The organism is Streptomyces sp. NPDC032198, from assembly GCF_040636975.1.
Taxonomy (GTDB): domain Bacteria; phylum Actinomycetota; class Actinomycetes; order Streptomycetales; family Streptomycetaceae; genus Streptomyces.
The window spans coordinates 63,361-88,594 of the sequence record NZ_JBEZVL010000021.1; the positions used below are offsets into that span (position 1 = coordinate 63,361).

General features: G+C 69.7%; 23 protein-coding genes and 1 riboswitch. Of the genes, 7 read left to right on the forward strand and 16 right to left on the reverse strand.

What is annotated here, in order from left to right; all coding sequences use genetic code 11:
* Positions 1-84: 84 nt before the first annotated feature.
* Positions 85-801 carry a 2-phosphosulfolactate phosphatase gene (locus AB0E78_RS39265; RefSeq protein ID WP_361843691.1) on the reverse strand — a complete coding sequence of 239 codons (717 nt, stop codon included), beginning with the start codon at positions 799-801 and terminating at the stop codon, positions 85-87.
* A 108-nt stretch (positions 802-909) separates the two neighbouring features.
* Complete coding sequence (locus AB0E78_RS39270) at positions 910-2,490, reverse strand: amidase family protein (protein ID WP_361843694.1); 1,581 nt, start codon at positions 2,488-2,490, stop codon at positions 910-912.
* Between the two features lie 225 nt (positions 2,491-2,715).
* On the opposite strand from AB0E78_RS39270, the gene AB0E78_RS39275 reads away from it, so the two are divergent.
* On the forward strand, positions 2,716-3,645 hold the full coding sequence (locus tag AB0E78_RS39275) for a hypothetical protein (protein WP_361843697.1): 930 nt from the start codon (positions 2,716-2,718) through the stop codon (positions 3,643-3,645).
* A 49-nt stretch (positions 3,646-3,694) separates the two neighbouring features.
* On the opposite strand, the gene AB0E78_RS39280 is transcribed toward AB0E78_RS39275, so the two are convergent.
* Genes AB0E78_RS39280 through AB0E78_RS39315 form a run of 8 tightly spaced genes read right to left on the reverse strand, consistent with a single transcriptional unit; the run spans position 3,695 to position 14,218 of the window.
* Positions 3,695-4,243: a GNAT family N-acetyltransferase gene (locus AB0E78_RS39280; RefSeq protein WP_361843700.1), complete on the reverse strand. Its 549-nt coding sequence runs from the start codon at positions 4,241-4,243 to the stop codon at positions 3,695-3,697.
* A 17-nt stretch (positions 4,244-4,260) separates the two neighbouring features.
* Positions 4,261-5,034 carry a thioredoxin domain-containing protein gene (locus AB0E78_RS39285; protein ID WP_361843703.1) on the reverse strand — a complete coding sequence of 258 codons (774 nt, stop codon included), beginning with the start codon at positions 5,032-5,034 and terminating at the stop codon, positions 4,261-4,263.
* A complete protein-coding gene (hemG, locus tag AB0E78_RS39290; protein WP_361843705.1) occupies positions 5,024-6,475 on the reverse strand; it encodes a protoporphyrinogen oxidase in 1,452 nt (483 codons plus the stop codon). Before hemG ends, AB0E78_RS39285 begins: the two co-directional genes overlap by 11 nt.
* Positions 6,463-7,659, reverse strand: a complete 1,197-nt coding sequence (locus AB0E78_RS39295; protein WP_361843707.1) for a TIGR04053 family radical SAM/SPASM domain-containing protein — start codon at positions 7,657-7,659, stop codon at positions 6,463-6,465. Before AB0E78_RS39295 ends, hemG begins: the two co-directional genes overlap by 13 nt.
* Before the next feature lie 14 nt (positions 7,660-7,673).
* Entirely contained in the window at positions 7,674-8,402 is a 729-nt protein-coding gene (gene narI / locus AB0E78_RS39300; RefSeq protein ID WP_361843825.1) for a respiratory nitrate reductase subunit gamma, read from the reverse strand.
* Positions 8,402-9,037 carry a nitrate reductase molybdenum cofactor assembly chaperone gene (narJ, locus tag AB0E78_RS39305; RefSeq protein WP_361843710.1) on the reverse strand — a complete coding sequence of 212 codons (636 nt, stop codon included), beginning with the start codon at positions 9,035-9,037 and terminating at the stop codon, positions 8,402-8,404. The genes narI and narJ overlap by 1 nt, the downstream gene beginning before the upstream one ends.
* Positions 9,034-10,563: a nitrate reductase subunit beta gene (gene narH / locus AB0E78_RS39310; protein WP_361843712.1), complete on the reverse strand. Its 1,530-nt coding sequence runs from the start codon at positions 10,561-10,563 to the stop codon at positions 9,034-9,036. Before narH ends, narJ begins: the two co-directional genes overlap by 4 nt.
* 1 nt (position 10,564) lies before the next feature.
* On the reverse strand, positions 10,565-14,218 hold the full coding sequence (locus tag AB0E78_RS39315) for a nitrate reductase subunit alpha (protein ID WP_361843714.1): 3,654 nt from the start codon (positions 14,216-14,218) through the stop codon (positions 10,565-10,567).
* Positions 14,219-14,584: 366 nt separating this feature from the next.
* Between AB0E78_RS39315 and AB0E78_RS39320 the strand changes: the two genes are divergently transcribed.
* Positions 14,585-15,334: a YwiC-like family protein gene (locus tag AB0E78_RS39320; protein WP_361843717.1), complete on the forward strand. Its 750-nt coding sequence runs from the start codon at positions 14,585-14,587 to the stop codon at positions 15,332-15,334.
* Between the two features lie 313 nt (positions 15,335-15,647).
* Here the strand turns inward: AB0E78_RS39320 and AB0E78_RS39325 are convergent, their stop codons facing one another.
* Both AB0E78_RS39325 and AB0E78_RS39330 read right to left on the reverse strand, forming a co-directional pair.
* Positions 15,648-16,541 carry an NAD-dependent protein deacetylase gene (locus AB0E78_RS39325; RefSeq protein WP_361843719.1) on the reverse strand — a complete coding sequence of 298 codons (894 nt, stop codon included), beginning with the start codon at positions 16,539-16,541 and terminating at the stop codon, positions 15,648-15,650.
* 60 nt (positions 16,542-16,601) lie between these two features.
* The gene (locus AB0E78_RS39330; RefSeq protein WP_361843721.1) at positions 16,602-17,441 is read right to left on the reverse strand and encodes an NAD(P)H-binding protein; all 840 of its coding nucleotides are present in this window, start codon (positions 17,439-17,441) and stop codon (positions 16,602-16,604) included.
* Between the two features lie 92 nt (positions 17,442-17,533).
* Here AB0E78_RS39330 and AB0E78_RS39335 point away from each other — a divergent pair, with 92 nt between their 5' ends.
* Positions 17,534-17,905, forward strand: a complete 372-nt coding sequence (locus AB0E78_RS39335) for a helix-turn-helix domain-containing protein (protein WP_361843724.1) — start codon at positions 17,534-17,536, stop codon at positions 17,903-17,905.
* A gap of 92 nt (positions 17,906-17,997) precedes the next feature.
* Here the strand turns inward: AB0E78_RS39335 and AB0E78_RS39340 are convergent, their stop codons facing one another.
* Together AB0E78_RS39340 and AB0E78_RS39345 are read right to left on the reverse strand one after the other, a co-directional pair.
* Complete coding sequence (locus AB0E78_RS39340; RefSeq protein ID WP_361843726.1) at positions 17,998-19,296, reverse strand: lipase family protein; 1,299 nt, start codon at positions 19,294-19,296, stop codon at positions 17,998-18,000.
* 345 nt (positions 19,297-19,641) lie between these two features.
* Positions 19,642-19,992, reverse strand: a complete 351-nt coding sequence (locus tag AB0E78_RS39345) for a helix-turn-helix domain-containing protein (RefSeq protein ID WP_361843729.1) — start codon at positions 19,990-19,992, stop codon at positions 19,642-19,644.
* Between the two features lie 239 nt (positions 19,993-20,231).
* Here AB0E78_RS39345 and AB0E78_RS39350 point away from each other — a divergent pair, with 239 nt between their 5' ends.
* Both AB0E78_RS39350 and AB0E78_RS39355 read left to right on the forward strand, forming a co-directional pair.
* Entirely contained in the window at positions 20,232-20,957 is a 726-nt protein-coding gene (locus AB0E78_RS39350) for an ANTAR domain-containing protein (protein WP_361843731.1), read from the forward strand.
* Positions 20,958-21,444: 487 nt separating this feature from the next.
* Positions 21,445-21,639, forward strand: a riboswitch (cyclic di-AMP (ydaO/yuaA leader).
* Positions 21,640-21,643: 4 nt separating this feature from the next.
* Positions 21,644-22,372: a LysM peptidoglycan-binding domain-containing protein gene (locus AB0E78_RS39355; protein WP_361843733.1), complete on the forward strand. Its 729-nt coding sequence runs from the start codon at positions 21,644-21,646 to the stop codon at positions 22,370-22,372.
* A 166-nt stretch (positions 22,373-22,538) separates the two neighbouring features.
* Here the strand turns inward: AB0E78_RS39355 and AB0E78_RS39360 are convergent, their stop codons facing one another.
* Together AB0E78_RS39360 and AB0E78_RS39365 are read right to left on the reverse strand one after the other, a co-directional pair.
* On the reverse strand, positions 22,539-22,760 hold the full coding sequence (locus AB0E78_RS39360; RefSeq protein WP_361843735.1) for a hypothetical protein: 222 nt from the start codon (positions 22,758-22,760) through the stop codon (positions 22,539-22,541).
* Between the two features lie 147 nt (positions 22,761-22,907).
* Positions 22,908-23,204: a hypothetical protein gene (locus AB0E78_RS39365; RefSeq protein WP_361843737.1), complete on the reverse strand. Its 297-nt coding sequence runs from the start codon at positions 23,202-23,204 to the stop codon at positions 22,908-22,910.
* Positions 23,205-23,641: 437 nt separating this feature from the next.
* On the opposite strand from AB0E78_RS39365, the gene AB0E78_RS39370 reads away from it, so the two are divergent.
* Complete coding sequence (locus tag AB0E78_RS39370) at positions 23,642-24,388, forward strand: VCBS repeat-containing protein (protein WP_361843740.1); 747 nt, start codon at positions 23,642-23,644, stop codon at positions 24,386-24,388.
* A 128-nt stretch (positions 24,389-24,516) separates the two neighbouring features.
* Complete coding sequence (locus AB0E78_RS39375; RefSeq protein WP_361843742.1) at positions 24,517-25,194, forward strand: LuxR C-terminal-related transcriptional regulator; 678 nt, start codon at positions 24,517-24,519, stop codon at positions 25,192-25,194.
* Positions 25,195-25,234: the final 40 nt, after the last annotated feature.

Sequence of the window (25,234 nt, forward strand, 5' to 3'; positions counted from 1 at the left end):
CACGGGGGGCCAGTGGCGGCGTACTGAATGGCGTCCTCGCCTCTTCTCAGCGGCACCACTCACCATCAGGAGCATTCGTGCGTGTCATCGTCCTCGGGGCGTCCCGCGCGGAGGGGTGGTCACTCCGCCCACGGCATGCGGGTGAAGGACCATGAGTGAGTCCTCCAAGGTCGCCACCATGGCGAAGGGGAAGCGGTCGAGCTCCAGACAGAGCGCGACGTCATCAGGATGGACTCCTTGGCGCACCCCCTCCGCCAGCTCGGCGGCGGCACGTGACTTCCCGGCGCGGCGGAGGAACTCGGCTGCGTCCGTCCCGGCCTCGGTGGTCCTCCGAGCGATGTACTGGGCGCACGCCAGGTCTTCGTCGGCGTGCCCCTCCTCGCCGGTGACCACGAACGTGACGCTGTCGCATTCGCGTGTCCGCAGGACCTCTGCCGTTGCCTCCGCGACCACGAAGCCGGCACACAGCACCAGCGAAGCCTCCTTGACCGCGAGGGCGCCGACCGTGCCTGCCGTGGTCTTCTGCACGACGGTCCGGCCGCCGAGGTCGGTGGACCTCAGCAGACCCGGCGAGTTGACGGCGTCGAACCCGGGTGCGGGCGGGCCGTCCTTGAGTGCCAGCCAGTCCGGGTGACGGGCCTTGAGCGACAGGGCTTCGTCCAGCGACTCGGCAAGGACGATCTTTTCCGCCCCGCGGGCGAAGCCCCAGGCGGCCACCGTGAAAGCACGCATGACGTCGACCACGACCGCCACGGTCGGGGCTTCGACGAGCTCACCGATGCCAAGGAATCGACTCTCCATCGGATCATGATCGCGCAGGGGCGACCCGAAGCACCCGGCCCGTGGCGGGCATCACATCGGCGGTCCTGAGGTTCAGTGATCAGGCCGCTGAGGGTTTCCTTCCCGTGTTCACCGTGACGCGCCGGACCCGACCGTCGGCAGGTAGCGCGGTGCCCGCCAGGCCTTCAGCCGGTGCTCCACCGCGGCTCCCAGCGAGAGGAGCTTGGTGTCCTGGCGGTCACCGGCCATCAGAAGCAGGCCCACGGGCAGTTCGTGCACGGACCCGGCAGGCACCGAGAGGGAGGGATATCCGGCGACGGCCGCGGGGGTGGAGGACGGGATGACGTCGTTGTCGCCGCGGGCACAGTCGGTCGTCCAGGCGGGCGGGTTCGTGGGCGCGGCGATGGCGTCCAGGTGATGGGTGGCCAGGGTCTCGTCGATGGAGCGCCGTGAGAGGTCCTTCAGTTCGGTGCGCATCGCCCGGTACTCGGGGTCGGTGGTGGGCGGCGCGGCGAGGGCCTGTTCGAACAGCTCCTGGCCGGCGAAGCAGGTCTGTTCCTCGGGGTGGGTGCGGTTGAACTCGATCAGCTCAGCAAGATTGCGGGGGCCTTCGCGCGTGCCGAGGTAGGCGTCGATGTCCCGGTGGAACTCGCTGAGCAGCGCCGGGAATTCGAGTTCGGCGAGCCGTGCCTGGTAAGGGGGTGTCACCTCGACGACCACGGCTCCGGCCTTGCGCAGCTTCTTCGCCGTACGGCTCATCACCGCGTCCACGTCGGATCCGAGGGAGGGCAGGCGCCACAGGCCGATCCGCTTGCCGCGGAGGTCGGCGCTCCCGCCCTCACCGCGCGCGCTCTTGTGTTCGCTCAGCACCGAGAGGGTGAGCGCGGTGTCGGTCACGTTGCGTGCCATGGGCCCGGCCGTGTCCTGTTCGGCGGAGATCGGGACCACGCCCGACTGACTGACCAGGCCGAGGCTGGGCTTGTGGCCGACGACGCCGTTCATTCCGGCCGGGCACACGATGGACCCGTCCGTCTCGGTGCCGATGGCCACTTGCGACAACGACGCGGCGAGTGCCGCGCCGGAACCGGCCGACGAACCGCAGGGATTCCGGTCGAGGACGTACGGGTTGTTGGTCTGCCCGCCCACTGCCGACCACCCCGATGTCGGCTTCGCACCACGGAAGTTGGCCCATTCGGACAGGTTGGTCTTGCCGAGGATCACCGCCCCCGCCTTCCGGAGCCGGGTCACCAGCGCGGCATCGGTGCCGGGCGGGCTCCCGGCGAGCGCGAGCGACCCGGCAGTCGTCGGCATGTCACGGGTATTCACGTTGTCCTTGAGCAGAACGGGGATGCCGTCCAGCGGCCCAAGGGTCTTACCGTGTCTGTGCCTTGCGTCACTGGCGGCCGCCTGGCGCAGAGCCGTCGGGCTGGTGCGCAGCACCGAGTGAATCTTGGGATCAACGTTCTCGATGCGCCGCAGGTACGCCTTGGTCAGCATCGTGGGAGTCAGCGAACCCTTCGCCATGCGTGCCTGTAATTCCGGAATCGTCACGGTGTCCAGGTCGACCCCGAGGCCGTGGGCTGACCCGTTCGTCGGCGACGAGTCGTCGGCGCCGTGCCCGGCGGCTTGCGCACCGGCATTCGGTACGCCGGTCAGAAGGGCCCCCGCGACAAGGGCGGCGGTCATTGCGGCAATGCTCCTGTTCCTCATGCGGATCAGCGGACTACACGGACAGCATCCGGCGCAAGGGTGGGCGCGGGTTTCCGGGGCGCTCCCGGGCGCCACGGCGGCGTACAGGGAGCTTCAGCTTTGTCAGGCAGCCGCAACGGCATGGCCGGGGCGCGGTGGGAGTGCATAGGATCCGTCGGTCCGGCCGTTCCTCGACCGTGGCGACGGAAGCCCTCCGGAGCCGTCAAGCGCATCCCCATCTCCGGCATGGACACCGTCACGGCCCAGCAGGCGGCGGTGGCCCGGGACGGCTCCGTCTACCTCGCGGCGGACGACCTCTGGAAGGTCAGCGCGGCGGGGAAAGCGACAAAGGTCATCAACGGCAGGTGCAAGAGCCCCGACCCGCGCGTCACAGTCGCGGGCAAGTTCTGCGCCGGGCAGATCACGGGCGTCGCCCTCGCCGATGACGGTTCCCTCTACATAGGCGACCAGGTGAACCGGGATGACGTGGCCTCCTACGTCCACAAGGTCGACGGGGACTCGATCGAGCTGGTCGCCGGGCGCCCGCCGAAGGACGGCGAGACGTACAAACCCTCCAACCCGGCAGTGAAGAACGGCATCAACCCATCGCCCCACACCAAGGCCAAGGACGTGCTGGTCACGGACAGCTTCAACTCCGGCTGGCTCGCCTCCGGCAAGGACGGCCTCTACTGGAGGACCGGGCAAGGCATCGTCCGGATCAACGGCGACGGCACACTGAGCCCCGTCGTCTCGGCCGCCGCACCCAAGAAGATCACCGAGGCGGACGGACCGTTCGAGAGTGTGGGCAGAGCGGCCGACGCGACCATCCCACGCCACGCCTCCGGCGGCACACGCGGCGACCTGACGCTCGTGCCGGGGCGCGATGAGCTCTACTTCTCCGATGCGGGAAGCAGCCTCAAACCGAGCCTGAACGGCGCCTACGGCTGGCGCGGCGCTTCATCCGCCCCGCAGAAGAAGCTCATCGAGGAGTCGTCGGGCGGGAAACTCGTCCACCGGGTGGCCCACGGGGAACTCTCCCCCGTGATCGCGGGAGTGCAGGCCATAGCGGGCTCGCCTGACGCGCTGTACGCCGCGGTGGAGGCCGAGCCCGCACATGAGGACAGGAGCCCGGAGGAATGGACCACAGCGGTGGTCCGGGTGGAACTCCCCGACTGAGCAAGAGCGCGCGGGGCTGGTCGAACCGTCATGAGCGGCGCCGTGCGACTCAGACCTCCGGGAGTGAGGGATCGGCTGTCCAGGGGTCCGTCGCGGTGATGGACCAGCGTTCGTGGTCCCGCCAGTCCCCGTCGATGTAGAGGTAGGCGGGCGAGACGCCTTCGTAGCGGAAACCCAGCCGTTGGACCAGGGCCAGGGACGCTGTGTTCCCCGGCTGGATGCTGGCCTCCAGCCGGTGGAGCCGCAGGTCGGTGAAGGCGTGCCGCAGGGTGACGGCGAGCCCTTCGGTCATGTACCCGTACCCCGCGGACGGGGCGAAAGCCGCATAGCCGAGGGACGCTCCCTGGTAGCGGCCCCGGATGATCGAGTTGATGTTGACCATGCCGGCGGCTGCACCGGTCTCCCGGACGCGGACGAGAAAACCCAGGTTGGTGCCGTCGTCGAAGCGGCGCATCCAGGCCTGGAACTCCTCGGCGGTCGCGGGCAGTTGCACCCAGGGCCGGTGCAGATCGGAGCTGGCCTGCGCGAGCGTACAGAACTCGTCCTGGTCGGAGAGGGTGAGCGGGCGAAGTTCGACCCGTGGCGGCATGTTGGGCATGGACCAACGTTAGATGACTATTTGCCGGCGACCGCGGCATCCACCTGGCGGGTGAAGTCCTTGGGGCTGACCGCCTTGCCGTCCTCGCCGATGACGGTGAGCTTCTCGCCGTCGGCCTTCACGGTCGGTGTGCCGGTGACGTCGCTGTCGTAGAAGGCGTCGGCGACCTTGTCCGCCCATGGCGCGTACGTCTTCTCCTTGACCGCCTTGTTGAAGGACGGTGTGCGCAACCCCGGTACCTTGTTCGCGAGTTCGAGCAGGTTCGCGGTGCTGCCGAAGTCGTCGTCCGTCTCCTTCGCGGGCTGATGGGCGAAGAGCACATCGTGGAAGGATTGGAACTTCTCCGGGCTCTCGTTCAGGGCCGCTCCGAGCGCGGCGAGCGAGGTCTTCGAGCCCTGGCCGCCGAGGCTCTTGTCGAGGAAGGCGGCCAGGTGGAACTCGACCCTGACCTTGCCGGAGTCCACCATGTCCTTGAGGGTCGGGCCGAGCTTCCGCTCGAATTCGCCGCAGTACGGGCAGCGCGGGTCCTCGTACACCTTGACGGTGGTCCCGGCCTTGCTGTCGCCGTAGGCGATCAACGTGCCGTCAGTTCCTGAGGAGTTCGCGGGAACCTTCAGCGGGCGGTCCGCCTCCTCCGCCGAGCTGGTGCCGGTTCCGGTGGCGATGCCGACACCGGCCGCGAACGCCACGGCGATGGCGGCGCAGCCGCCGATGAGGGCGCGCCTACGAAAGCGCGCCTGCTTCATGTTGCTCGGCTCGTCGCTCTTCTTGTAGCTCTTCCTATTGCTCATCGGCGGGTTCCTGTCGTGTGAACGGCTCGGTCTCGGGGGCCATGCGGCGCGCCACGGCGAGCCCACTGCTGATGCAGGACGCGACTCCGACGCCCCGGTACGTCGCACCGCACACGTCGAGTCCCGGCAGAGAGGCGAGTTCGTCCCTGACCAGGTCCATGCGTGCGCCATGGCCGACGTGGTATTGCGGCAGGCCGCGCTCCCAGCGGGTGACGCGGCTCGCCACTGGCTCATCCAAGGGGCCCAGTGCCGCCGTCAGGTCCGACAGGGCGGCGTCCGCCAGCGTCCTGTCCGGGACACCGAGCGGTGAATCGGCCCCCGCCCGCCCCAGCGAGGCCCGGACGATGAAGACGCCGGGGGCGTCCTGCGCGTACCAGGGCCATTTCGCGGACAGGAAGGTGGCGCCCTTGACGGCGCGTCCGTCGACGGGCGGCACGAGAAATCCGTTGCGGCCGGCGAAGGCCTCCCGCGTCGCGCCGTCCGCGGGGAACGCGAGGGTGACCACCGCGGAGCTCGCGTGCTCGACCTCCGCGAGGGCCTTGGCGGCGTGCGGCGCGTGCGGGCCCAGAAGCCGTGCGGCGACGTCGGAGGGTACGGCGAGGATCACGGCGTCCGCGTCCAGAGCGAGCGGCCCGTCGTCGGTGTCGGCGTGGACGCGCCAAGCACCGTTCGCCTTCGCATCCGCCTGCGCCCGCGTCTCCGCCTCCTGGCACACGGCGCGGGCCGTCGTGCCGGTCAGCACGGTCGCTCCGGACGACTCCGCGACCGCCTGCGCGAGGCGTCCCATGCCGCCGCGAACACCGCGTACCGGCGAGGTTCGCGGCGCGCCCGCGCGGGCCGACTCGCGGCGCCGCAGGGCAGTCATGAGGGGTTCGCCGGACTCGGTGATTCCGGTCAGGAAGGGCAGTGCCGAGGCGAGCGAGAGGCGGTAGGCGTCGCCTCCATAGATGCCGCCGAGCACCGGGGCCACGAGGCGGTCCACCGCCTCCCTGCCGATCAGCGGCTCAAGGTAGCCGCCGACGGTCACGTCCGTGGTCGGCGGGAGCGGCTCGAGATCCTCGCCGAGGTGCAGACGGTTCAGGCCCTCGTCCGACAACAGGCCGGATCTGGCCATGAGTTCGGGGCGCGAGGGGATGCCCATCAGGTGCCCCGGCGGCATGGGACGCAGGGCGTCGTGCGTCCATATCGTGATGGGTGCGGCGGCGGGCTCGCACAGCGCGTCGCCCAGGCCGACGGCCTCCGCGAGGCGGACGGCGTCGGGCCCCATCGTCACCATGGACTCCGCGCCCAGGTCCACCGGGACACCGGCGACACGACCGGTACGGATCTTGCCGCCCACCCGGGGTGCGCTGTCGAGCACGGTGACACGGGCCGTGTCGCGCAGGGCCCACGCGGCGGTGAGGCCACTGATGCCCGCGCCGATGACGATTACCGATCGCATGACGATCCACTTCGGGAGGAGGCCGGTGCGAGGACTGCCCGCAGCTCGGCCTGGTGAGGGAAGGTGCCCGGACGGTACGCGCAGTACGGGTCCTCGGCGAACATGTCGCCAGTGAGCGCGTGGGCGCGGGACCGCGAGCCGCCGCACACCTGGCTGAACTCGCAGTGCGCGCACTTCCCGCGAAGCCGGGCCGGATCCCGCAGCGAGACGAACAGGTCGGAGGTGCGGTAGATGTCCGGCAGCGATCTGTGCCTGACGTTGCCCGCGGAGACGGGCAGGAAGCCGCTCGGGTGCACCTCTCCGGTGTGCGAGACGAAGACGAAACCGCGCGCCGACGACACGTCCATGGGCGGGCGGCGTCGGGTGCGTAGCTGACCATCGAACAGCCCCAACTCGGCTGCTCGTCGCATGAGTTCACCATGCAGCGGGCCGAACGCTGGGCGGGTGCCGCGTTCGGCGTGGATCGCGCGCTGCACCGCCACGCGCCGGAAGTGGTGCCCCTCCGTGGTCTTGGTGGCGATCACCGCGCCGCAGTCGTAGAGGAAGTGCATCGCGTCCTCGACCTCCTGGGGCGTCAGGCCGTCCAGCTGCGTCCCCCGCCCGGTGGGCACCAGGAGGAAACCGGACCAGAGCGTGGCCCCCTCGCGGCGCACCAGCGCGGCGATGTCGGCGAGGTCGGGCAGGCTGTTCCGGGTGAGGGTCGTGTTGATCTGCACCTTGAGGCCGAGGTCGCGTGCCGTGCGCCAGCCGTCGATGGTCCACTCGAAGACACCGTCGACCCCACGAAAGGCGTCGTGCCGCTCCGCCGTCGATCCGTCCAGGGACAGCGACAGGGCCACCGCGCCGGCATCGTGTACCGCCGTCAGGTTGGTGCGGTTCAGCGTGGGTGTCCCCGACGGTGATACGGCGATGCGCAGACCCAGTGACGTGCCGTACGCGACGAGGTCGTTGAGGTCACGGCGCTGGAAGGGGTCGCCGCCGGTGATCACGAACAGCGGTGACGGCCGCCCGAACTCCGCCGTCTGACGCATCAGGTCCCGCGCCTCGGATCCGCTCAGTTCACCGGGGTCACGGTCGGGTTGTGCGGTGGCACGGCAGTGCAGGCAGGCGAGCGGGCAGGCTCTGGTGGATTCCCAGATCACGATGAACGGCCGCTCCGCGACGGCATGGCGCGGGCTGCGCACGCTCGGGTTCGCCTTCACTTCACGCGCTCCCAGCCGCGCCTGGGTGCACGCTGCGCGGGCTGCTGCCGCGGATCCCGCCGCCGGTAGACGACGAACGGGCGGAAGAGGTAGCGCACCGGCGCGCTGAACATGTGGACCAGTCGCGAGTACGGGATGAGGGTGAGGAGCGCGAAGCCGAAGAGGATGTGCAGCTTGAAGGCCAGGGGGGTCCCCGACATCAGTGCGTAGTCGGGCTGGAGCGTGAACAGCGACCGGAACCAGACCGAGATGCCTTCGCGGTAGTTGTAATCCCCGCTCATTCCGGCGGAATTGAGGAGCGTCGCGACGAGGCCCAGGAGCATCGCGCCGATCAGCACCGTGTACATGAGGTGGTCGCTGCGCAGGGTCGCCCGGCGCACGCCGGGCACGGTGAAGCGGCGGTACACGAGGATGCCGATGCCGGTCACGGCGGCGATGCCCGCGAGGGCGCCGGTCGAGACGGCGACCAGGTGGTACAGGTGGTCGTTCACCCCGACGGCGTCCGTCCAGCTCTGCGGGATCAGCAGGCCCACCACATGGCCGATCACCACGAACGCCATGCCGAAGTGGAACAGCGGGGAGCCGATGCGCAGCAGCCGTGATTCGTGGAGCTGCGAGGAGTGGGTCGTCAGGCCGAAGCGGTCGTGGCGGGACCGCCACACCAGGCCCGAGACGAGCAGGACGAGGACGACATAGGGCAGGACGCCCCACAGCAGCAGGTCCATCACGCCGGGGTCCTTTCGGGCAGGGTCGGCCAGGGCAGTTCGATGCCGGGGCCGAGAGGTTCGAGGCCGACGCTCTCGCGCGGCGGGCCCTGGCGGGCCAGCGCCTTGGCCTCCTCACGGGTGGCGGGTGAGGGGCCGGGAAGGGTGGCGCAGACGGCCTGGAGGAGGTGCGCGTAGGGGGTACCGTGCTCGGTGAGTGCGAGCCGAAGGAGTTCGAGTCCGGCGCGGTGCTCCTGGAGCAGTTCGGTGCCCGCCGCGGGCTCGAGGGCCGCGAACTCCAGCATGACGGGCAGGTAGTCGGGCAGTTCCTCGCTGCCGAACGCCAGGCCGTGTTCGCGGTAGACCTGCTTCACGCGGACGAGCGAGAGGCCGCGGTTGCGGGTGTCGCCGTCGGTCCACCAGGTCAGGTACGGGCAGCGGCGGTTGCGTGTGTCGAACACTGCGGTGTGGTGCGCCGCCAGATCGAGAGGGCGCTCCTCGTCGACGTAGGCAAGGAAGGCCGCGAGGTGGCCGTCCGGCCCACCGTCGAGCGCCTCCGACAACTCCCTTACTAGAGGCAGCTGTTGATACATGCCTTCGTCGGGGTAGACCAGCAGACGAGCTGCCGCGAGGCACAGGGTGGCATCCGGTGTCATGCGGACCTCCGGAGGGTCGGCAGATTGAGCAGCACGGGCTCGTTCGGCACCGAACCGACCGGGCACTCGGCGTCCGGCGGATCCAGCGGATGGGAATCGGCCAGTGCGTCCGCGTCGGCGCGGGCCGCGCTCGGGATCACGTACCGGTCCTCGTACTTGGCGATGGCGAGCAGCCGGAACATGTCCTCGAGCTCCTGCCCGGTCAGCCGTACGGACGCGGCGACCGCCGGGTCGGGCTCCTCGCCGAGGTTGCGGCTGCGCATGTGGGCGCGCATCGCGGCCATCCGCCGCAGTACGGCGTCCACGGGATAGGTGTCGCCCGCGGTGAGCAGTTCGGCCAGGTACTCGACGGGGATGCGCATGCTGTCGATGGCGCCGAAGAGATTGCCGGCGTCCTCGCCGTCGTGGCCGCTGGCGGCCACCGCTTCGACCACCGGGGAGAGCGGCGGGACGTACCAGACCATCGGCATGGTGCGGTATTCGGGGCGCAGCGGGAGGGCCACCTGGTAGGTGCGGATCAGGTCGTAGACCGGGGACCGACGTGCCGCGTCCATCCAGTCGTCGCTGATGCCGCTCGCCCGCGCCGCCTCGATGACCGCCGGGTCGCGCGGATCGAGGAAGCACTCCAACTGGGCCGGGTACAGGTCGTGTTCATCCTCGACGGCCGCCGCCCGGGTCACCTTGTCGGCGTCGTAGAGCATCACACCGAGGTAGCGCATGCGGCCCACGCATGTCTCGGAGCAGATGGTCGGCATGCCGATCTCGACGCGCGGGAAGCAGAACGTGCACTTCTCCGCCTTGCCGGTGGCGTGGTTGAAGTAGACCTTCTTGTACGGGCAGGAGCTGACGCACATCCGCCAGCCGCGGCAGTCGTCCTGGTCCACGAGCACGATGCCGTCCTCGGCACGCTTGTACATGGCGCCCGAGGGGCAGGCCGACACGCAGGCCGGGTTGAGGCAGTGCTCGCAGACCCGCGGCAGATAGAACATGAAGCTCTGCTCGAACTCGAAGCGGATGCGCTCGCCGACCTCCTCCCTGATGCGCTCGACGATCGGGTCCTTGGAGCCGTGCTCGGGGGCGCCGCCGAGGTTGTCGTCCCAGTTCGGGCCCCACTGGATCGTGTCGATCGGCTCACCGGTGGTCTGCGAGTACGGGCGCGCGACCGGCATGTCGTCGCCCGCGGGGGCCTCGGTGAGGTTCTTGTACTCGTAGGTCCACGGCTCGTAGTAGTCGTCGACCGTCGGCAGATCGGGGTTGGCGAAGATCGAACCGAGCCGCTTCGCCCGGCCGCCGGCCCGCAGGCGGAGACGGCCGGAGCGGGTGCGCTCCCAGCCGCCCTTCCAGCGGTCCTGGTCCTGCCAGCGGCGCGGGTAGCCCTGGCCGGGGAGGGTCTCGACGTTGTTGAACCACACGTACTCGGTGCCGCGCCGGTTCGTCCACGCCTGTTTGCAGGTGACGGAACAGGTGTGGCAGCCGATGCACTTGTCGAGGTTCATCACCATCGCCACTTGTGCCATGACACGCATGTCAGTACTCCACCTTCTGCGACCTGCGGCGGATGACCGTGACCTCGTCACGCTGGTTGCCGGTGGGGCCCAGGTAGTTGAAGGCCCACGTCAACTGGGCGTAGCCGCCCACGAGATGGGTGGGCTTGAGCATGATCCGGGTGAGCGAGTTGTGGATGCCGCCGCGCTTGCCGTTCTTCTGTGTCTTGGGGACGCCGACCGTGCGTTCCTGGGCGTGGTTCATGTAGACGGTGCCGGGCGGCATCTTGTGCGAGACGATCGCGCGGGCCGTGACGACACCGTTGCGGTTGACGGCCTCCACCCACTCGTTGTCGCGTACGCCGATGGCGTCGGCGTCCTGCGGCGACATCCACACGGTCTGGCCGCCACGGCCGAGCGTCATCATGTAGAGGTTGTCCTGGTACTGGGAGTGGATGGCCCACTTGTTGTGCGGGGTCAGGAACCGGACGGACACCTCGCGCTCGTCGCTGACGGTGCCGAGCTCCGGTTCTCCGTAGAGCCGGTGCATGTTCAGCGGCGGCTTGTAGACGGGCAGCGCCTCGCCGACCTCGTGCATCCAGTCGTGGTCGACGAAGAAGTGCTGACGACCCGTCAAGGTGTGCCAGGGCTTGAGGTGTTCGGTGTTTACGGTGAACGCGGTGTAGCGCCGTCCGCCGGACTCACTGCCCGACCACTCCGGTGAGGTGATCACCGGTACGGGTGCCGCCTGGGTGTCCGCGAACGTGATGTGCTTTCCCTCGTGCTCGGCGGCGAGGTGCGCCATCTCCTGGCCCGTCCTGGCCTCCAGGGTGCGGAAGCCCTGCGTGGCGAGGCGGCCGTTCGACGTGCCGGACAGGCTGAGGATCGCCTCGCACGCCCGCTGCGCGGTGTCCAGGCGGGGCCTTCCGTCGGCCACTCCCCCGCGCACCGCGCCGTTCTTCTCCGCCAGATACGCGACTTCCTCGCCCACCTCGAAGGTGACCGCCTTCGTCGTCACGCCGAGGGTGTCGACGAGCGGGCCGAGCGCGGCGAACTTCTCTCCGATCGCGCCGTAGTCGCGCTCCACGACGGTCAGGTTGTACATGGTGCGCCCGGGTATCGGCTCGCACTCCCCCTTCGACCAGTCCAGGGCGACGCCGCCCGGCTGCGCCATCTCGCCGCCCGCCGTGTCGTGCTGGAGGGCCGAGGCCACCAGGTCCTTGCGTACGCCGAGGTGTGGGTCCGCGAGGTCGCTGAAGCCGCGGGCCAGCGCGAGGAAGATGTCGTAATCGGAGCGGGCCTGCCAGGGCGGGTCGATCGCGGGGGTGAAGGCGTGCAGGAAGGGGTGCATGTCCGTCGACGAGAGGTCGTGCTTCTCGTACCAGGTCGCCGCGGGCAGCACGACATCGGAAAGCAGCGTTGTCGACGTCATGCGGAAGTCGAGCGAGAGCAGCAGATCGAGCTTGCCCTCGACGTCGTCCTCGCGCCATGTCACGTCGCGCGGGGTGCAGCGCCGTCCGTCGTCCGGCAGGTTGGAGTGCGTCCCGAGGAGATGCTTGAGGAAGTACTCGTTGCCCTTGGAGCTGGAGCCGAGGAGATTGGCCCGCCATACGGTCATCACGCGCGGCCAGTTCTCCGGCGCGTCCGGGTCCTCGGTCGCGAACTTCAGCTTGCCGGACTTGAGTTGGTCCACCGTGTGCGCGACGGGGTCCTCGGCCTCCCCCAGGTCCAGGGAGTTGCGGTCGAACGTCGGGTACGAGGGCATCCAGCCCATGCGGGCCGAGGCCGCCAGGCAGTCCGCGCCCGTCATACCGCTGAAGCGGCCGTCGCCGAGCGGTGATGCCAGTGCCTCGGCGGGCAGCGTGTCGTAGCGCCACTGGTCGGTGTGGAGGTAGAACCAGCCCGCGCCGATCATCTGGCGCGGCGGCCGTGACCAGTCCGACGCCGCCGCGAGGGTGGCCCAGCCGGTGACCGGGCGGCACTTCTCCTGGCCGACGTAGTGCCCCCAGCCGCCACCGTTGCGGCCCTGGCAGCCGGTCAGGGTGAGCAGCGCAAGGAACGCGCGGTAGATCGTCTCGGAGTGGAACCAGTGGTTGGTCCCGGCGCCCATGAGGATCATGCAGCGGCCCTGTGACCGCTCGGCGGTGTCGGCGAACTCCCTGGCCACACGCACCGTTTGGGCGGCCGGGACCGAGGTCAGGGTCTCCTGCCAGCCCGGTGTACCGGGCGTGTCCGCGTCCTCGTACGACGTCGGCCACCGGCCGGGAAGACCCGGGCGGCCGACCGCGTACTGGGCGAGCATCAGGTCGAACACGGTCGTCACGAGCCTTCCGCCGACGCGCCGCACGGGAACACCGCGGCGCTCGGTGCCGGGAGCGCCCTCCTCGAAGCGGGGAAGGGTCACCTCGGCGCTCTCGCAGCCGTTCGCGTAGAGGCTCAGGCGGGGGACGACGTCACCGAGATCGAGGTTCCACTCGGGCTTCTCGCCGCTGCCCCAGCGGTGGCCGAGGGTGCCGTTCGGCACGGTCGGTTCGCCGGTGGCGTCGTCGAGCAGGACCGGCTTCCACTCGGCGTTCTCGACGTCCTGGCCCAGGTCGGAGGCGTTGAGGAACTTGTGCGGGACGAGCCCGGCGTCCGTCTCCTTCAGGGTGATCAGGAACGGCAGATCGGTGAACTTGCCTACGTAGTCGGTGAAGAACGGCGTCTGCCGGTCGACGAAGAACTCCTTGAGGATCACGTGACCCATGGCGAGGGCGAGCGCGCCGTCCGTGCCGGGGTGCGGATGCATCCACTCATCGGCGAACTTCGTGTTGTCCGCGTAGTCCGGCGACACGGCGACGACCTTCTGGCCCCGATAACGGGCCTCGGTCATCCAGTGCGCGTCGGGGGTCCTGGTGACGGGGACGTTCGAGCCCCACATCATCAGATACGCGGCGTCCCACCAGTCCCCCGATTCGGGGACGTCGGTCTGGTCGCCGAACACCTGCGGCGAGGCGACCGGCAGGTCCGCGTACCAGTCGTAGAACGACAGCATGGGCGCGCCGATCAGCGAGTGGAACCGTGCGCCCGCCGCGTGCGACGCCATCGACATCGCGGGGATCGGAGAGAAGCCCGCGACCCGGTCGGGGCCATGCGTCTTGATGGTGTGCACATGCGCGGCGGCCACGATCTCCAGGGCCTCTTCCCAAGTGGCCCGCACCAGCCCACCCTTGCCGCGCGCCCGCTGATAACCCCGGCGCCGCTCCGGGTCGTTCTGGATGTCGGCCCAGGCGAGCACCGGATCCTTGAGCCGGGACTTCGCCTCCCGGTACATCTCGATCAGGGCGCCGCGGACGTACGGGTAGCGCACCCTCGTCGGCGAGTAGGTGTACCAGGAGAAGGAGGCGCCGCGCGGGCAGCCGCGCGGCTCGTACTCCGGCCGGTCGGGGCCGACGCTGGGATAGTCCGTGGCCTGCGTCTCCCACGTGATGATGCCGTCCTTGACGTACACCTTCCACCGGCAGGAACCCGTGCAGTTCACGCCGTGCGTCGAATGCACGACCTTGTCGTGGCTCCACCGGTCCCGGTAGAACGACTCCGCGTCGCGGCCCCCGGTACGGGTCACCGTCCGCAGATCGTCGGAGACCGCATCCCGGCTGAAGAAACGGCCGGCCCTGATCAGGAGGTCGGCGGGGTCGCCGCCCTGCTTCTGCTGCACCCGGACTCCTCATGGACATCGACGGATCGGGCGCGCCACGGCGCCCGATGTGGCGCGAGCACCGGTACGAACATCGGTACGCAATGACACTATGTGCGCGCCCTTCGGTCATTTCACGGCATAGGTCCCATGAGGGCGGGACCAAGGCCCGTACTTACGGGTGCCGCCCGCCCAGGCGGCTTCCGGCGGCGGCAAGTTGGCCGGGAGAGCCTGATGCGGGGGACCTACGCCTGCCGGGGACGGGACCAACGACTGCAACCGCGGGTCGAGTCGGCTGCCAGGCTGGGCAGCAGTCCGAGAACCAAGGATTCCGAGAAGCCTTGAGCCCGCCGAGCCGGGAATCCTCGGAGTCGGGAAGGGGGTGTCATGGCATCGCGTGCCGCCCGACGCTGGCTGCCCAATCAGCACGGGGCCTGGGCGATGCTCGTCGTACCGTTCCTCACCGGGATGTTCCTCGGTACGCCCACTCCCTGGCACGCCGTCCTGCTGCTCGCCTGGCTGCTGGGGTATCTCGCCTCCTTCCACACCCAGCAGTGGCTGCGGCTGCGCCGGCACTCCCGCAACCCCCGGGCCGCCCGGCGGCACGCGCTGCCTGCCCGGGTCTTCGGCCTCGCCCTCCTGCCGCTCGCCGCGGTACTGGTCGTCCACGCGCCGTGGCTGCTGTCGGCCGGGGTCTGCGCGGTGCCGTTCCTCGCCGTCAATTACGCCTACGCGTGGCGCAACCGCGAGCGGGCTCTGCCGAACGGGATCGCCGCGGTGATCCCCGCCTGCGGCATGCTTCCGGTCGCGCTTCTCCTGGGCGGCGGCGATCTGGGCGACGCGTGGCGCCCGGCGCTCGCCTGCCTGCTCTACTTCGCCGGCACGGTCCTCTACGTCAAGACCATGATCCGGGAGCGGGGCAGTTCCCCGTACCGCTGGGCATCCGCCCTCTGGCACGGCGGCGCGGTGGCAGCGGCGTACGGCCTGCACCTGCCCGTGCCGACAGTGGCCTTCTTCGGCGTCTGCTTCCTGCGGGCCGTGTGGATGCCGACGCGCGGCACCGTACGGGCTCCGGTGATCGGAGCCGTGGAGGTGATCCTGTCGCTCGCCCTGCTGGGGACGCTCGGCGCGGCGTAGCGTGGGTGAACGGGAAGCGGGCCGGTGTGGCCCGCCTCACCCGGCAAGCGGCGAGAAGGCCGGAACAAACCAGGAGGGCCCGCCGTTCTTCTGTATGTGGCTGCGGAGGGGACAGTGTCCCCGGGCCCACACATAGCCCATGGGGACGATCGTTCGGCTGAAGCCCCATGGAGCCACTCGCCGAGAGGCGACCGCCCTCCGCATGCCACCACCGTCTGCCCCGGCTGGTCTCCCCCGTCCAGCCGGGGCTTTCGTCTGCCCGGACCGTACGGCTCAGCCCGATCCGGAAGCGCTTCCGAGCCCGAAGGAGAGCTCAGGGGCACACCTGCGCCACGAGGGTGCGCAGCGCATCCCCGAGCGGTAGATCGACACGCTGGGTGGCCCAGCGGTCGCCTCGGGTCGCGCCCTGGTTGACGATCAGGACCGGTGTGTCCGACTGGGCCGCCTGGCGCACGAAACGCAGCCCGGACATGACGGTGAGGGAAGAGCCGAGCACGAGCAGGGCCTCGGCCTCCTCCACGAGGCGCCGGCACGCCGCGACCCGCTCGGGGGGCACGTTCTCGCCGAAGAAGACGACGTCCGGCTTGAGCATCCCGTTGCCGCAGGCCGAGCAGTCCACCACCCGGAACTCGCGGACCGCCTCGTCGGGCAGTTCCACGTCACCGTCCGGATTGACCCGCGCGGCGCGGTAGCGCTCGGCTGCGGCCTCGAAATCAGGGTTGATCTCCCGCAGCCGCCGGTCGAGCTCCGCGCGGGTGATGCCGTTCCCGCAGTCCAGGCAGACCACCCGGCTCAGGCTCCCGTGGAGCTCGATGACGTCCGGGGCCCCGGCGGCCTGCTGCAGCCCGTCGACGTTCTGTGTGATCACGCCGGTGACGAGGCCCGCTTCGGCCAGCGCGGTCACGGCCCGATGACCGGCGTTCGGGTGGGCCGTCGTCATGGCACGCCACCCCAGCTGGCTGCGGGCCCAGTACCGCTGCCGTGCCTGCTCGGCGCCGACGAACTCCTGGTACGTCATGGGAGTGTGCCGCCGCAGGGAGCCGTGCTCCCCGCGGTAGTCCGGGATGCCTGACTCGGTGGACAGACCGGCGCCGCTCAGCACCGCGACCCCACCCGCCCGCACCGCATCGACGACCGGTGTGAGGTCGGTCGAGGCCGGGAGCGAGCCGCCGGTGGGCTCCCAGGTCAAGGTGGGTCGCGTCCGCATGCCCGCAAGCTTACGTTTCCGGCGCGCGAGACCACCCTGGTGCTTCCGCTGAGCCGTGCCTCAGCGGAAAGCGGCGATGTTGCGGTCGACCCAGTCCTTGAAGGGGTGCGGGGCGCGGCCGAGTACTCGTTCCACGTCCGGGCTGATCCGCAGTTCGGCCGGGTTCGGGCCGGAGATGATGTCCAGGGTGTCGTCGGCGAGTTCCGCCGGCACGAACCGGGTCATCATGGCCTTGGCCTCGTCGCGGGTGAGTTCGTGGAACCGTACGGACGAGCCGAGCGCGGCGGCTATCGCCGCCGCCTGCTGACGCGGCGTGATCACCTCCGGGCCGGTCAGCTCGTACACCCCGCCGTTGTGCCGGTCGTCCAGCAGGCAGGCCGCCGCGACCTCGGCGATGTCCGCCGGGTCGATGACCGGCACCCCCACGCCGCCGAAGGGCGCGGCGACCGTGCCTTGCGTGCGGACGGACTCCGCCCAGCCCAAGGCGTTGGAGGCGAATCCGCCCGGTCGCAGCACGGCCCAGTCCAGGCCGGACTCCCGCAACGCGTCCTCCACCGCGCGCATCGCGACCCGTGTCGGGCCGAGCGGCCTGGTCGCCACGCCCTGCGAAGACAGCAGGACGACTCGGCGGACCCCGCTGGCCGCGGCCAGGCCGATGAGGTCGGCCGGAGTGGCTTCGGGGGCGTGCAGGTCGCCGGACAGCAGGAGGAAGAGCCCCTTCGCCCCGTGCAACGCGGTGGTAAGGCTTCCCGCTTCGGTCAGGTCGGCCGCCACATGCCGGACTCCGTCCGGCACCGCCGCAGCGTGCCGCGACACCGCCGTCACCTGCTCGCCCGCCTCGGCCAGGGCCTGCGTCAGGGGTCGGCCCACATTTCCGGTAGCTCCGGTAACCACGATCATGTTCAGCTCCTAGTCCGTTGTGCACTGCGGAAGTTGACGCTAGGAGCCGGGCTTACTTTCCGTAAGGACATACCTATGGGTAAGCTCCGGGCATGAATGAAGGTGTGCAGCTGACGCAGAGCGAGGCAGGCACTCGGTATGAGGTGTTTCACACAGACTGCCCCGCGCGTGACGTGGTCGACCACGTGACCAGCAAGTGGGGCATCTGGGTGCTGATCTCCTTGCGGAGCAACGACCTTCGGTTCTACGAGCTGCGTGACGGCATCCGGGGCATCAGCGAGAAGATGCTCGCGCAGACTCTGCGCGCGCTGGTCCTGGACGGCATGATCTGGCGAGAGGTCGAGCCGACGACACCGCCCCAGGTCACCTACGGGCTGACCGAGTTCGGCCAGTACGTCAGCGAGCCACTGACGAACTTGTTCGACCGCATCACGGAACGGCTGCCTGCGCCCGGGGCGGGGTAGTCCGAGGCCCGCGCCGAGACGTCCATCAGGCATCGGCGCCGCTTCGGCGCCGTTCATGGGCGGCGGCGAAGCGGCGGGTGCGGGGCCCCGGATCAGGTGCCGCAGTTGCCCGATGTGGGTTCGCCCGCGAAGCGGCGGCCGAGCCACTCAAGTGCTGGGCCGTTGCCCTGAATCGCCGTCCCCACATGGGACTGCCCGGCGAAGGACCGCCACTCCACGGCGGTTCCCCTGGCGCACCAGTCGGCCCGCAGCTTCTGACCGACCGCGTAGGGAATCGTCTCGTCCGCGTCCCCGTGGTACAGGAAAGTGGGCGCCGACGGACGCTTGGTGCCGATCAGTTGCTTGGCGATGGCCTTCTGCCAGTTCGGCCGGTCCAGCGGGTTGGACGTGGTGACGTCCTCGATCGCCTTGCCCCGCCCTGCCTCCAGTACCGTACCGACGCACTCGGTCCGCACCACCTTGGCGAGCTTGCGGCCCTCTTTGTTGAGGTACTTGTTGAGCGCCAGGGTGGGCTGGGCGGCGTTCTGGCCGACGGCGGACATCAGCAGATAGCCGGCGCTGTCCCCGCCCTCCAATGATTCGGCTACCTTGTTGAGATCGGCGGGAACGCCGCCGCTCGCCGTTCCCTTGACCTTCAACTCGGGAGCGTAGGTCGCGGCCATCTCGGCGGCCTTCGCGCTGGCTCCGCCGCCCTGCGAGTAGCCCATGATCCCGACGGGTGCGTTCGCGGAGACGCCGTACTTCGCCGCCTCCGGATGCCGCTGGGCCGCGCGCGCCGCGTCGAGGACAGCGCTGCCCTGCGCCTTGGCCACCATGTAGGTGTGGTCGCCCGGGGTGCCGAGGCCCTCGTAGTCCGTGACGACGACGGCGTATCCCCGTACCAACGCGGCGTTGACGAGTGGTGCCTCCGCCGTCGTACCGCCCGGGAATCCCGCGGACGGCGCGCACTTGTCGCCGAGGCCGACCGTGCCGACGGCGTAGGTGATCAGCGGGCGTGGGGTGGTCCTGCCGTCATCGGGAACGATCACAGTGCCGGAGACCGCGTTGCGCCGTCCGTCGGCGGAGGTCGACCGGTAGGTGATCTTCCAAGCCTTGGTGGGGGTCGGAACGCCCGGCGTGTACTGGAAGGAGGAGGGCTTCGAGGTGAGGATCGCGCCGGGGGCGGTCTTCTTCCCCGGTTTCTTCTTCCCCGGCTTCTTGTCCCTGCCGTGCCGCGCGGCGCTGAGGGCGTTTCCGGCGGACTGCGCCGCGGACCGGGTCGTGGGGGTCGCGTCCCGGGCACCATCCGGAGCGTTGGTGCTCTGCGCGGCGGCGGACCCGGGGAGCCCGAGCACCGCCACCGCGAGAACGGCACCCGCGGCCACCGGTCGTCTGCGTAAAGCTGGCATCATGCAGCTCTCCCAACTCTCCTGTGGGCAAAGGGGGGTTGGCCAGCACCGTACTGACGCGTCAGTAATACGGCCATAGCTGCGCGGGGGTCCGTCGCGACGTCACCGACCACGAAGCCGACGCCCAGGAGCCGACAGCTACGGGACTGGGGGCTGCGCCTCGGGCCTAGGGTGGCCTGGAGTGGCGCCTCTCCCTCGACGCGGACGCCAGCGACGGCGTGCGGCAGCACTTCACACACGTACCGCCGAGGTAGCCGGCGACCGCTCAAGGGGAATCGCCGCCCCTGCACAAGAGTGGTGCCGCCTCCCCCGCCTCAGCCGGGGCAGCAGCTCCAGTACTCTCCCGCGTCACGCGCTGGCGCGGCTCCCCCCATCGACGTCCGAAGAGGTGGCGCGGCCGGCTTCGTCCGGCGCCAGCAGGGACAGGAGCGAGGCCACGGCCAGGCCGGACTCCGCCGGGTGGCGCAGCACCTCGCCGGGCTCGATCCGGTAGGTGTTGCTGCGCCCTTTCCGGACGTGGGAGAGGTAACCGTCCTGCTCAAGGTCGGCGATGATCTTCTGAACAGCGCGTTCGGTCAGTCGGCAGTGCGCGGCGATGTCCCGGATCCGGGCGTTGCGGTTGTCGGCGATGGCCGCCAGCACCCGCGCATGGTTGGTGAGGAACGTCCATCCGGTGTGGGGCTCGGGCACTTCATGCATGCGACAACTCTAGCGAGCAAGCGTACACGTTTTCAAAAACACGTACTTCCTTTCATGTATTAGTTGACGTGCTTGCGCTGCGAAGTGCAGCCTAGGAGCGGCGCTAGGCACCACGAGAGGGAGAGGCCATGCCGGAGCCTGCACACTCAGACGAGCCCCTCGCCGGGAAGGGCGCCGAGCCCGCACGGGACATCCACCCGTCGCCGCCCCGGCTCCCGCTGCCGGCCACGGTCGACACCGTGTCGGACGGCACCCGGGTGAGCGTGATCGTGCGCGGAGAACTCGACCTCGAAACCGGCGAACGGCTCCGGCCCGACCTGCTCCGCGCCCTGAGCGGATCGACCGAGGGCATCGACCTGTATCTGAGTGAAGTGACCTTCTGCGATTGCTCGGGGACGAACCTTCTGCTCGACCTGCGCCGGCTGGCCCTGCGGGACGGCAAGACCGTGGCGGTGCTCTCGACCAGTACCGCGGTTGAGCGGATGTTCGACCTGACTGCCACCCATGACCTGTTCGCGCCGCCCGAGTTGACTGAGCCGCCCGCCCCCGAAAGCGAGGAGGAGAGCGGACCCGCCGGCGATGAAACGGAGCCCGACAAGGATTCCGAGGAGAGCTTGCGGACCGTCATCTCCCCATTGCGGCGGGCCATGCAGACCCGTCCGACCATCGACCTGGCCCACGGCGTCCTGATGTCCGCCTTCGGCCTGAGTCCCGAAGCGTCCTGGGAAGTACTCGTCACGGCCTCGCAGAACACCAACACAAAACTCCACCACTTGGCGGAGAACTTGGTGGGAACCGCGCAGGGGACCGACCTGCCCGAGGCCGTACAGAAGCAACTCGCGGCAGTCATTGCCAAAGCGAACAAGGCGAGCAAGGTTGGAAAGGAGGGCGAGGTGGACGAGATGAACAATGTTCCGCAGCCGGGCCCACCTAACGCCACCCCCCAGCCACCGGGCGCCACATGACTCGTCCATAGCCGCGCATCCATGACCAACCGCGCCTATTCTTCAGGCTGGTTGGGGTACTTCCGCGGTCCGAGCCGCCCCCAGAGCGCACGCATCGCAGGCGCACACCCATCGAAGGCGATATGCCCCTTATGGCGGTCATGGCGCACCTTGCACCATGTCCATCTTGCCCAATAAAGCCCCTTCTTGCCTTATTCGTAATGCATAGAGACCACTGTCCGCATTGCGCGATTCTTGTGTGAAATAGCGCGATCCGATACGCCTCCATTCGCCGCGCGACCTGCACCCTTTCAGTGGAATCGGTCACATCGGCAGTTCGGGGGGCTCGGGAGCCGTCGAGCGCACTTCCGCTCCGCGCAAAGAAAGTTGGGGCTTTTCGATCAAAGAATGGGATGGGTTCCGGGCGACGGATACTGGCCTCACCCATTCCCTCTGCAAATTCGGCTCTTGTTCCGTTCGGGCTTTCTCGCCTAACGTCACCGTCAATCCGGATGGAACGCCGAATCCTGCCGCTGTCCGGAAACCCTTCCCATCAATCACTTTCGCTCGGCAGGAGCGGGGGACCCAGGTAAGTCGCCGATCCGGATTCCGGAACGGCTCGGGGTGAAGTCGCATGCGCAGTGCGACCGGACATCTCCCGTCCGAACCCGACAGCTCACCTCGTAGGCGACGGAGAGGAATTCGTCATGCCTGCAAAGGGAAAGCACCGCCGCCCCAAGTCCAGCTCACTCAGCCGGGGGCTCGCCGTCGCGGGCACCGGCGGGGCCGTACTCGTTCTCCCGGTGCTCGGCGCCACCGCCGCCACCGCGGCACCGGCCGGGACGGCCGCCAAGCCCGCCGCGGCCCCCAAGACGTACGTCGTCGCCGCGGGCGACTCCCTCGCCAAGATCGCCCGGGAGCACTCCGTGAGCGGCGGCTGGAAGAAGCTGTACGAGGACAACCGCAGCGCGCTCGGCGACGACCCGAAGCTGATCCACCCCGGCCTCAAGCTCACGCTCGGCTCGCCGGCCGCGCCCGCCGAGCGAGCGGACCGCTCCGAGCGCGATGACACGCTCACCGCCAAGCCCGCCGTGGCCCCGGCGGCGAAGTCCTACACCGACGACCTGGACGGCTGGATCAAGGAATCGCTGGACATCATGGCCCAGCGCGGCATCCCCGGTACCTACGAGGGCATCCACCGCAACGTCATACGCGAGTCCTCCGGCAACCCGCTTGCCATAAACAACTGGGACTCCAACGCCGTCGCAGGAACCCCGTCCAAGGGGCTCCTGCAGGTCATCGCCCCGACGTTCGACGCCTACCACGTGCCCGGCACCTCGTCGGACAGCTTCGACCCGGTCGCCAACATCACCGCCGCCTGCAACTACGCGGCCGACCGGTACGGCTCGATCGACAACGTCAACGGCGCGTACTGATCCCGACTGGACCGCATCCGGTCTCGTCCGCCCCGAGCCCCGGCACCCCAGGTGTCCGGGGCTCAGGCCTGTCCGAATCCACCACCGGGCCGTGCACCGACGGCTCTCGCATCGCCGGTTCCTGACCAACCGTCATGCGCCCGCCGTCCACGTACACGCATCCCCGTCAGATGCCCTCGTCGCCCAGCACCCGCCGCACCGCCTGCTGGGCCGCGTAGAAGTCGGCGTCGGAGACGCCCGGGTCGTCCTCGACCTGGTCGAGCCACTCCGAGATCTCCTCGGCCGTCCACAGGTCAAAGCCCTTCGGAATGTCCAGGGTCGAGGTGTTCGCGCGCAGCTGCTCTGCGGCAGCCGCTTCCTTGACGCTACGCGTGCTCACTTCGATCATCGCGTCTCTCCCTTCAAGGGATGGGGGACCGGACGGGCGACCCTGCCAGACGCCTCCCGGGAATGTCCAACGCGTCGCTCTCGCGTTCGCCTCCCGGAGTCGTGGCCGCCTCCTCCGGCTCCGGGTTCCCTGAGGGACACCGGCGTGTCACACGCCGGTGTCCCTCTGCCTCGGAGGCGCGGTGGGGCGGATCCGTCTCAGCGCCGGGCGCGGCGGGTCACCGTCCTCGGTGAACTCCACGGCCGGGACGTTCAGCAGCTCGGACATGCGGGGGAAGAGGCCCGGGAGGGTGGCGTCATCGGCCCGGACCGGGCCGCCGTCGCGGCTTCGGTGCGCGGTGGCGTGGGCGACCCCCAGCTCCATCACGTACTTCCCGGGCTCCCGGCCCGCCGCCTCCTGGCGGGCGCGGTCGCCCGTCACGACCTGCTCGGCGTACGTGTTCATGGCCGCGGCCCCATGACGGCTCCGTCGGTGGTCCGGTCACTCGGCCTCCACGGTGACTCGTCGCCTCGGTCCACGAAAGGGCGGCAGGGGCGGCGGCGGAGGCAGAGCCAGGGGGCGGAAAGGGCACATCGCCGGGCGGGATGCGTCCCCGCCACTCGGATCGCGACTGATCCGGAGGGGCACGGACGTTCCAGCCCTCCGTTCCAGGCGCCCTACGTTTCCGCAGGTCAGATACGTTCAAGCGTTCCATCGTCCCGAACTGTCCGCCTTTCCTGGCCATGTGGGCGTATCGCCCCACACGCTTCAGTCGTGCTCGTTCTGGAGCTCCGCCCACGCCCCGCAGTGGCAGTTGTACGGCACTCGTACGCAGTGGTGGGTGTGGCAAGGCGCCCGCTCGGCGAGCACGGCTCAGAAGCAACAACATGAGGAGTTCGCACATGCTTCACAAGCGCTCACGTCTGATCGCCGCGCCGATCGCGGCTGTCGCCCTCACTCTGACGGTCGCGGGCTACCAGGCCAGTGCTGCCGGGTCGTCGGCTTCCGGCGGCGCGGGACGGTCCGGCGAGTCCGCCAGGGCTGCGGCCCCGTGCCTGGCCAACGCCACCACCCTGGTCGGTGACCTCGACGGTGACGGCAACCCGGACAAGATCGCGAACCCCGGGCACACCGGCACCAAGATGACGGTCCAGTGGGGGAAGGCTGACGGCTCGTTCGGTCAGAAGCAGACCGTCGCCAAGCTCCTGGGCGCGAGGACCGGTGAGGTCGCCACCGCCGCGGTCGCCGACTTCCAGAACGACGGCACCCTGGACATCGTCGTCAACGTCGTCGAGCCGTCCGGCGTGGACGACCCCGCGACGGCCCGCATCGCGGAGTTCCGCCCCGGCCCGCTCAAGCGGGCGAACCTGGGTTCCGCCCAGGCCCGGCACTCCGACATCGGCGACGCCCGTGAGGGCAAGGAGCTGAGGATCGCCAACTACGGCGGTGACGCGTACCCGGACCTCGCGATCCTCAGCAACGCCGGTGACGGGGTGTGGGAGCGCGGCGTGCGCCTGTCCGTGCCGGGCAAGGGTCCGGGCGCGTACGACAGCGACCAGCAGCAGCAGTACGGCGAGACCGGGACCCCGGCCGAGCCGCCGGCCATGCCCAGCGACGGCTGGAAGCACTTCTACAAGAACTGCTCCTGACCCCCATCGGGCGCCGCCCCGCCCTTGAGGCGGCGCCCGGCTCTCCGCGAGCGCGGCGACCTGCTCTCCGCGATTCACGCAACGCCCGGTCCCATACGTAGCCCGGCCCCAGAGGTAAGGAAACGCGCTTGTCCAGCCCGCCGCCCCCGGCCTCCTCGACCCCATCGGCCTTAGCGACCGCCGTACCGAAGCCGAACCGGGTACGGGTCGCCGTCACCGCCCCCGACCCGATCAGCCGCGAGGGAGTCCTCAGCCAGTTGCGCCGGCATCCGGAGGTCGACCTGAACCTGGAGTCCGGCCCCGCCGCGGTCGCCCTGCTCGTCGAGGACACCCTCGACGAAGCGGCGCTCACCCGGCTGCGACGGGCCGTGCGCAGCGACGGTACGCGTGCGGTGCTCGTCGCGGGGACGGTCCGCGAACACGAGCTCCTGGATGTCATCGAGTGCGGTGTCGGCGCCATCGTCTGGCGCCGCGAAGCGACCGCCCGGCGCCTGGTGCAGGCGGTCCTGACGACGGCCGAGGGCGGGGGCGATCTGCCCGCGGACCTGCTGGGACAGCTCATCGGCCAGGTGGGGCGGCTCAACCGGGGAAGCACCGATCTGCCGGGAGGCTTCCTGAGCTTCACCAAGCGCGAGGTGGACGTCGTACGGCTGGTGGCCGAGGGGTTCGACACCGCGGAGATCGCCCTGAAGCTGTCGTACTCCGAACGTACCGTCAAGAACGTGATGCACGGCCTGACCACACGACTGCACCTGCGCAACCGGGCGCACGTGGTGGCGCACGCCCTGCGCGAGGGCTACATCTGACCGGACGGGCTCCGACGTCGGCCCCTTGAGGCACAGAGCA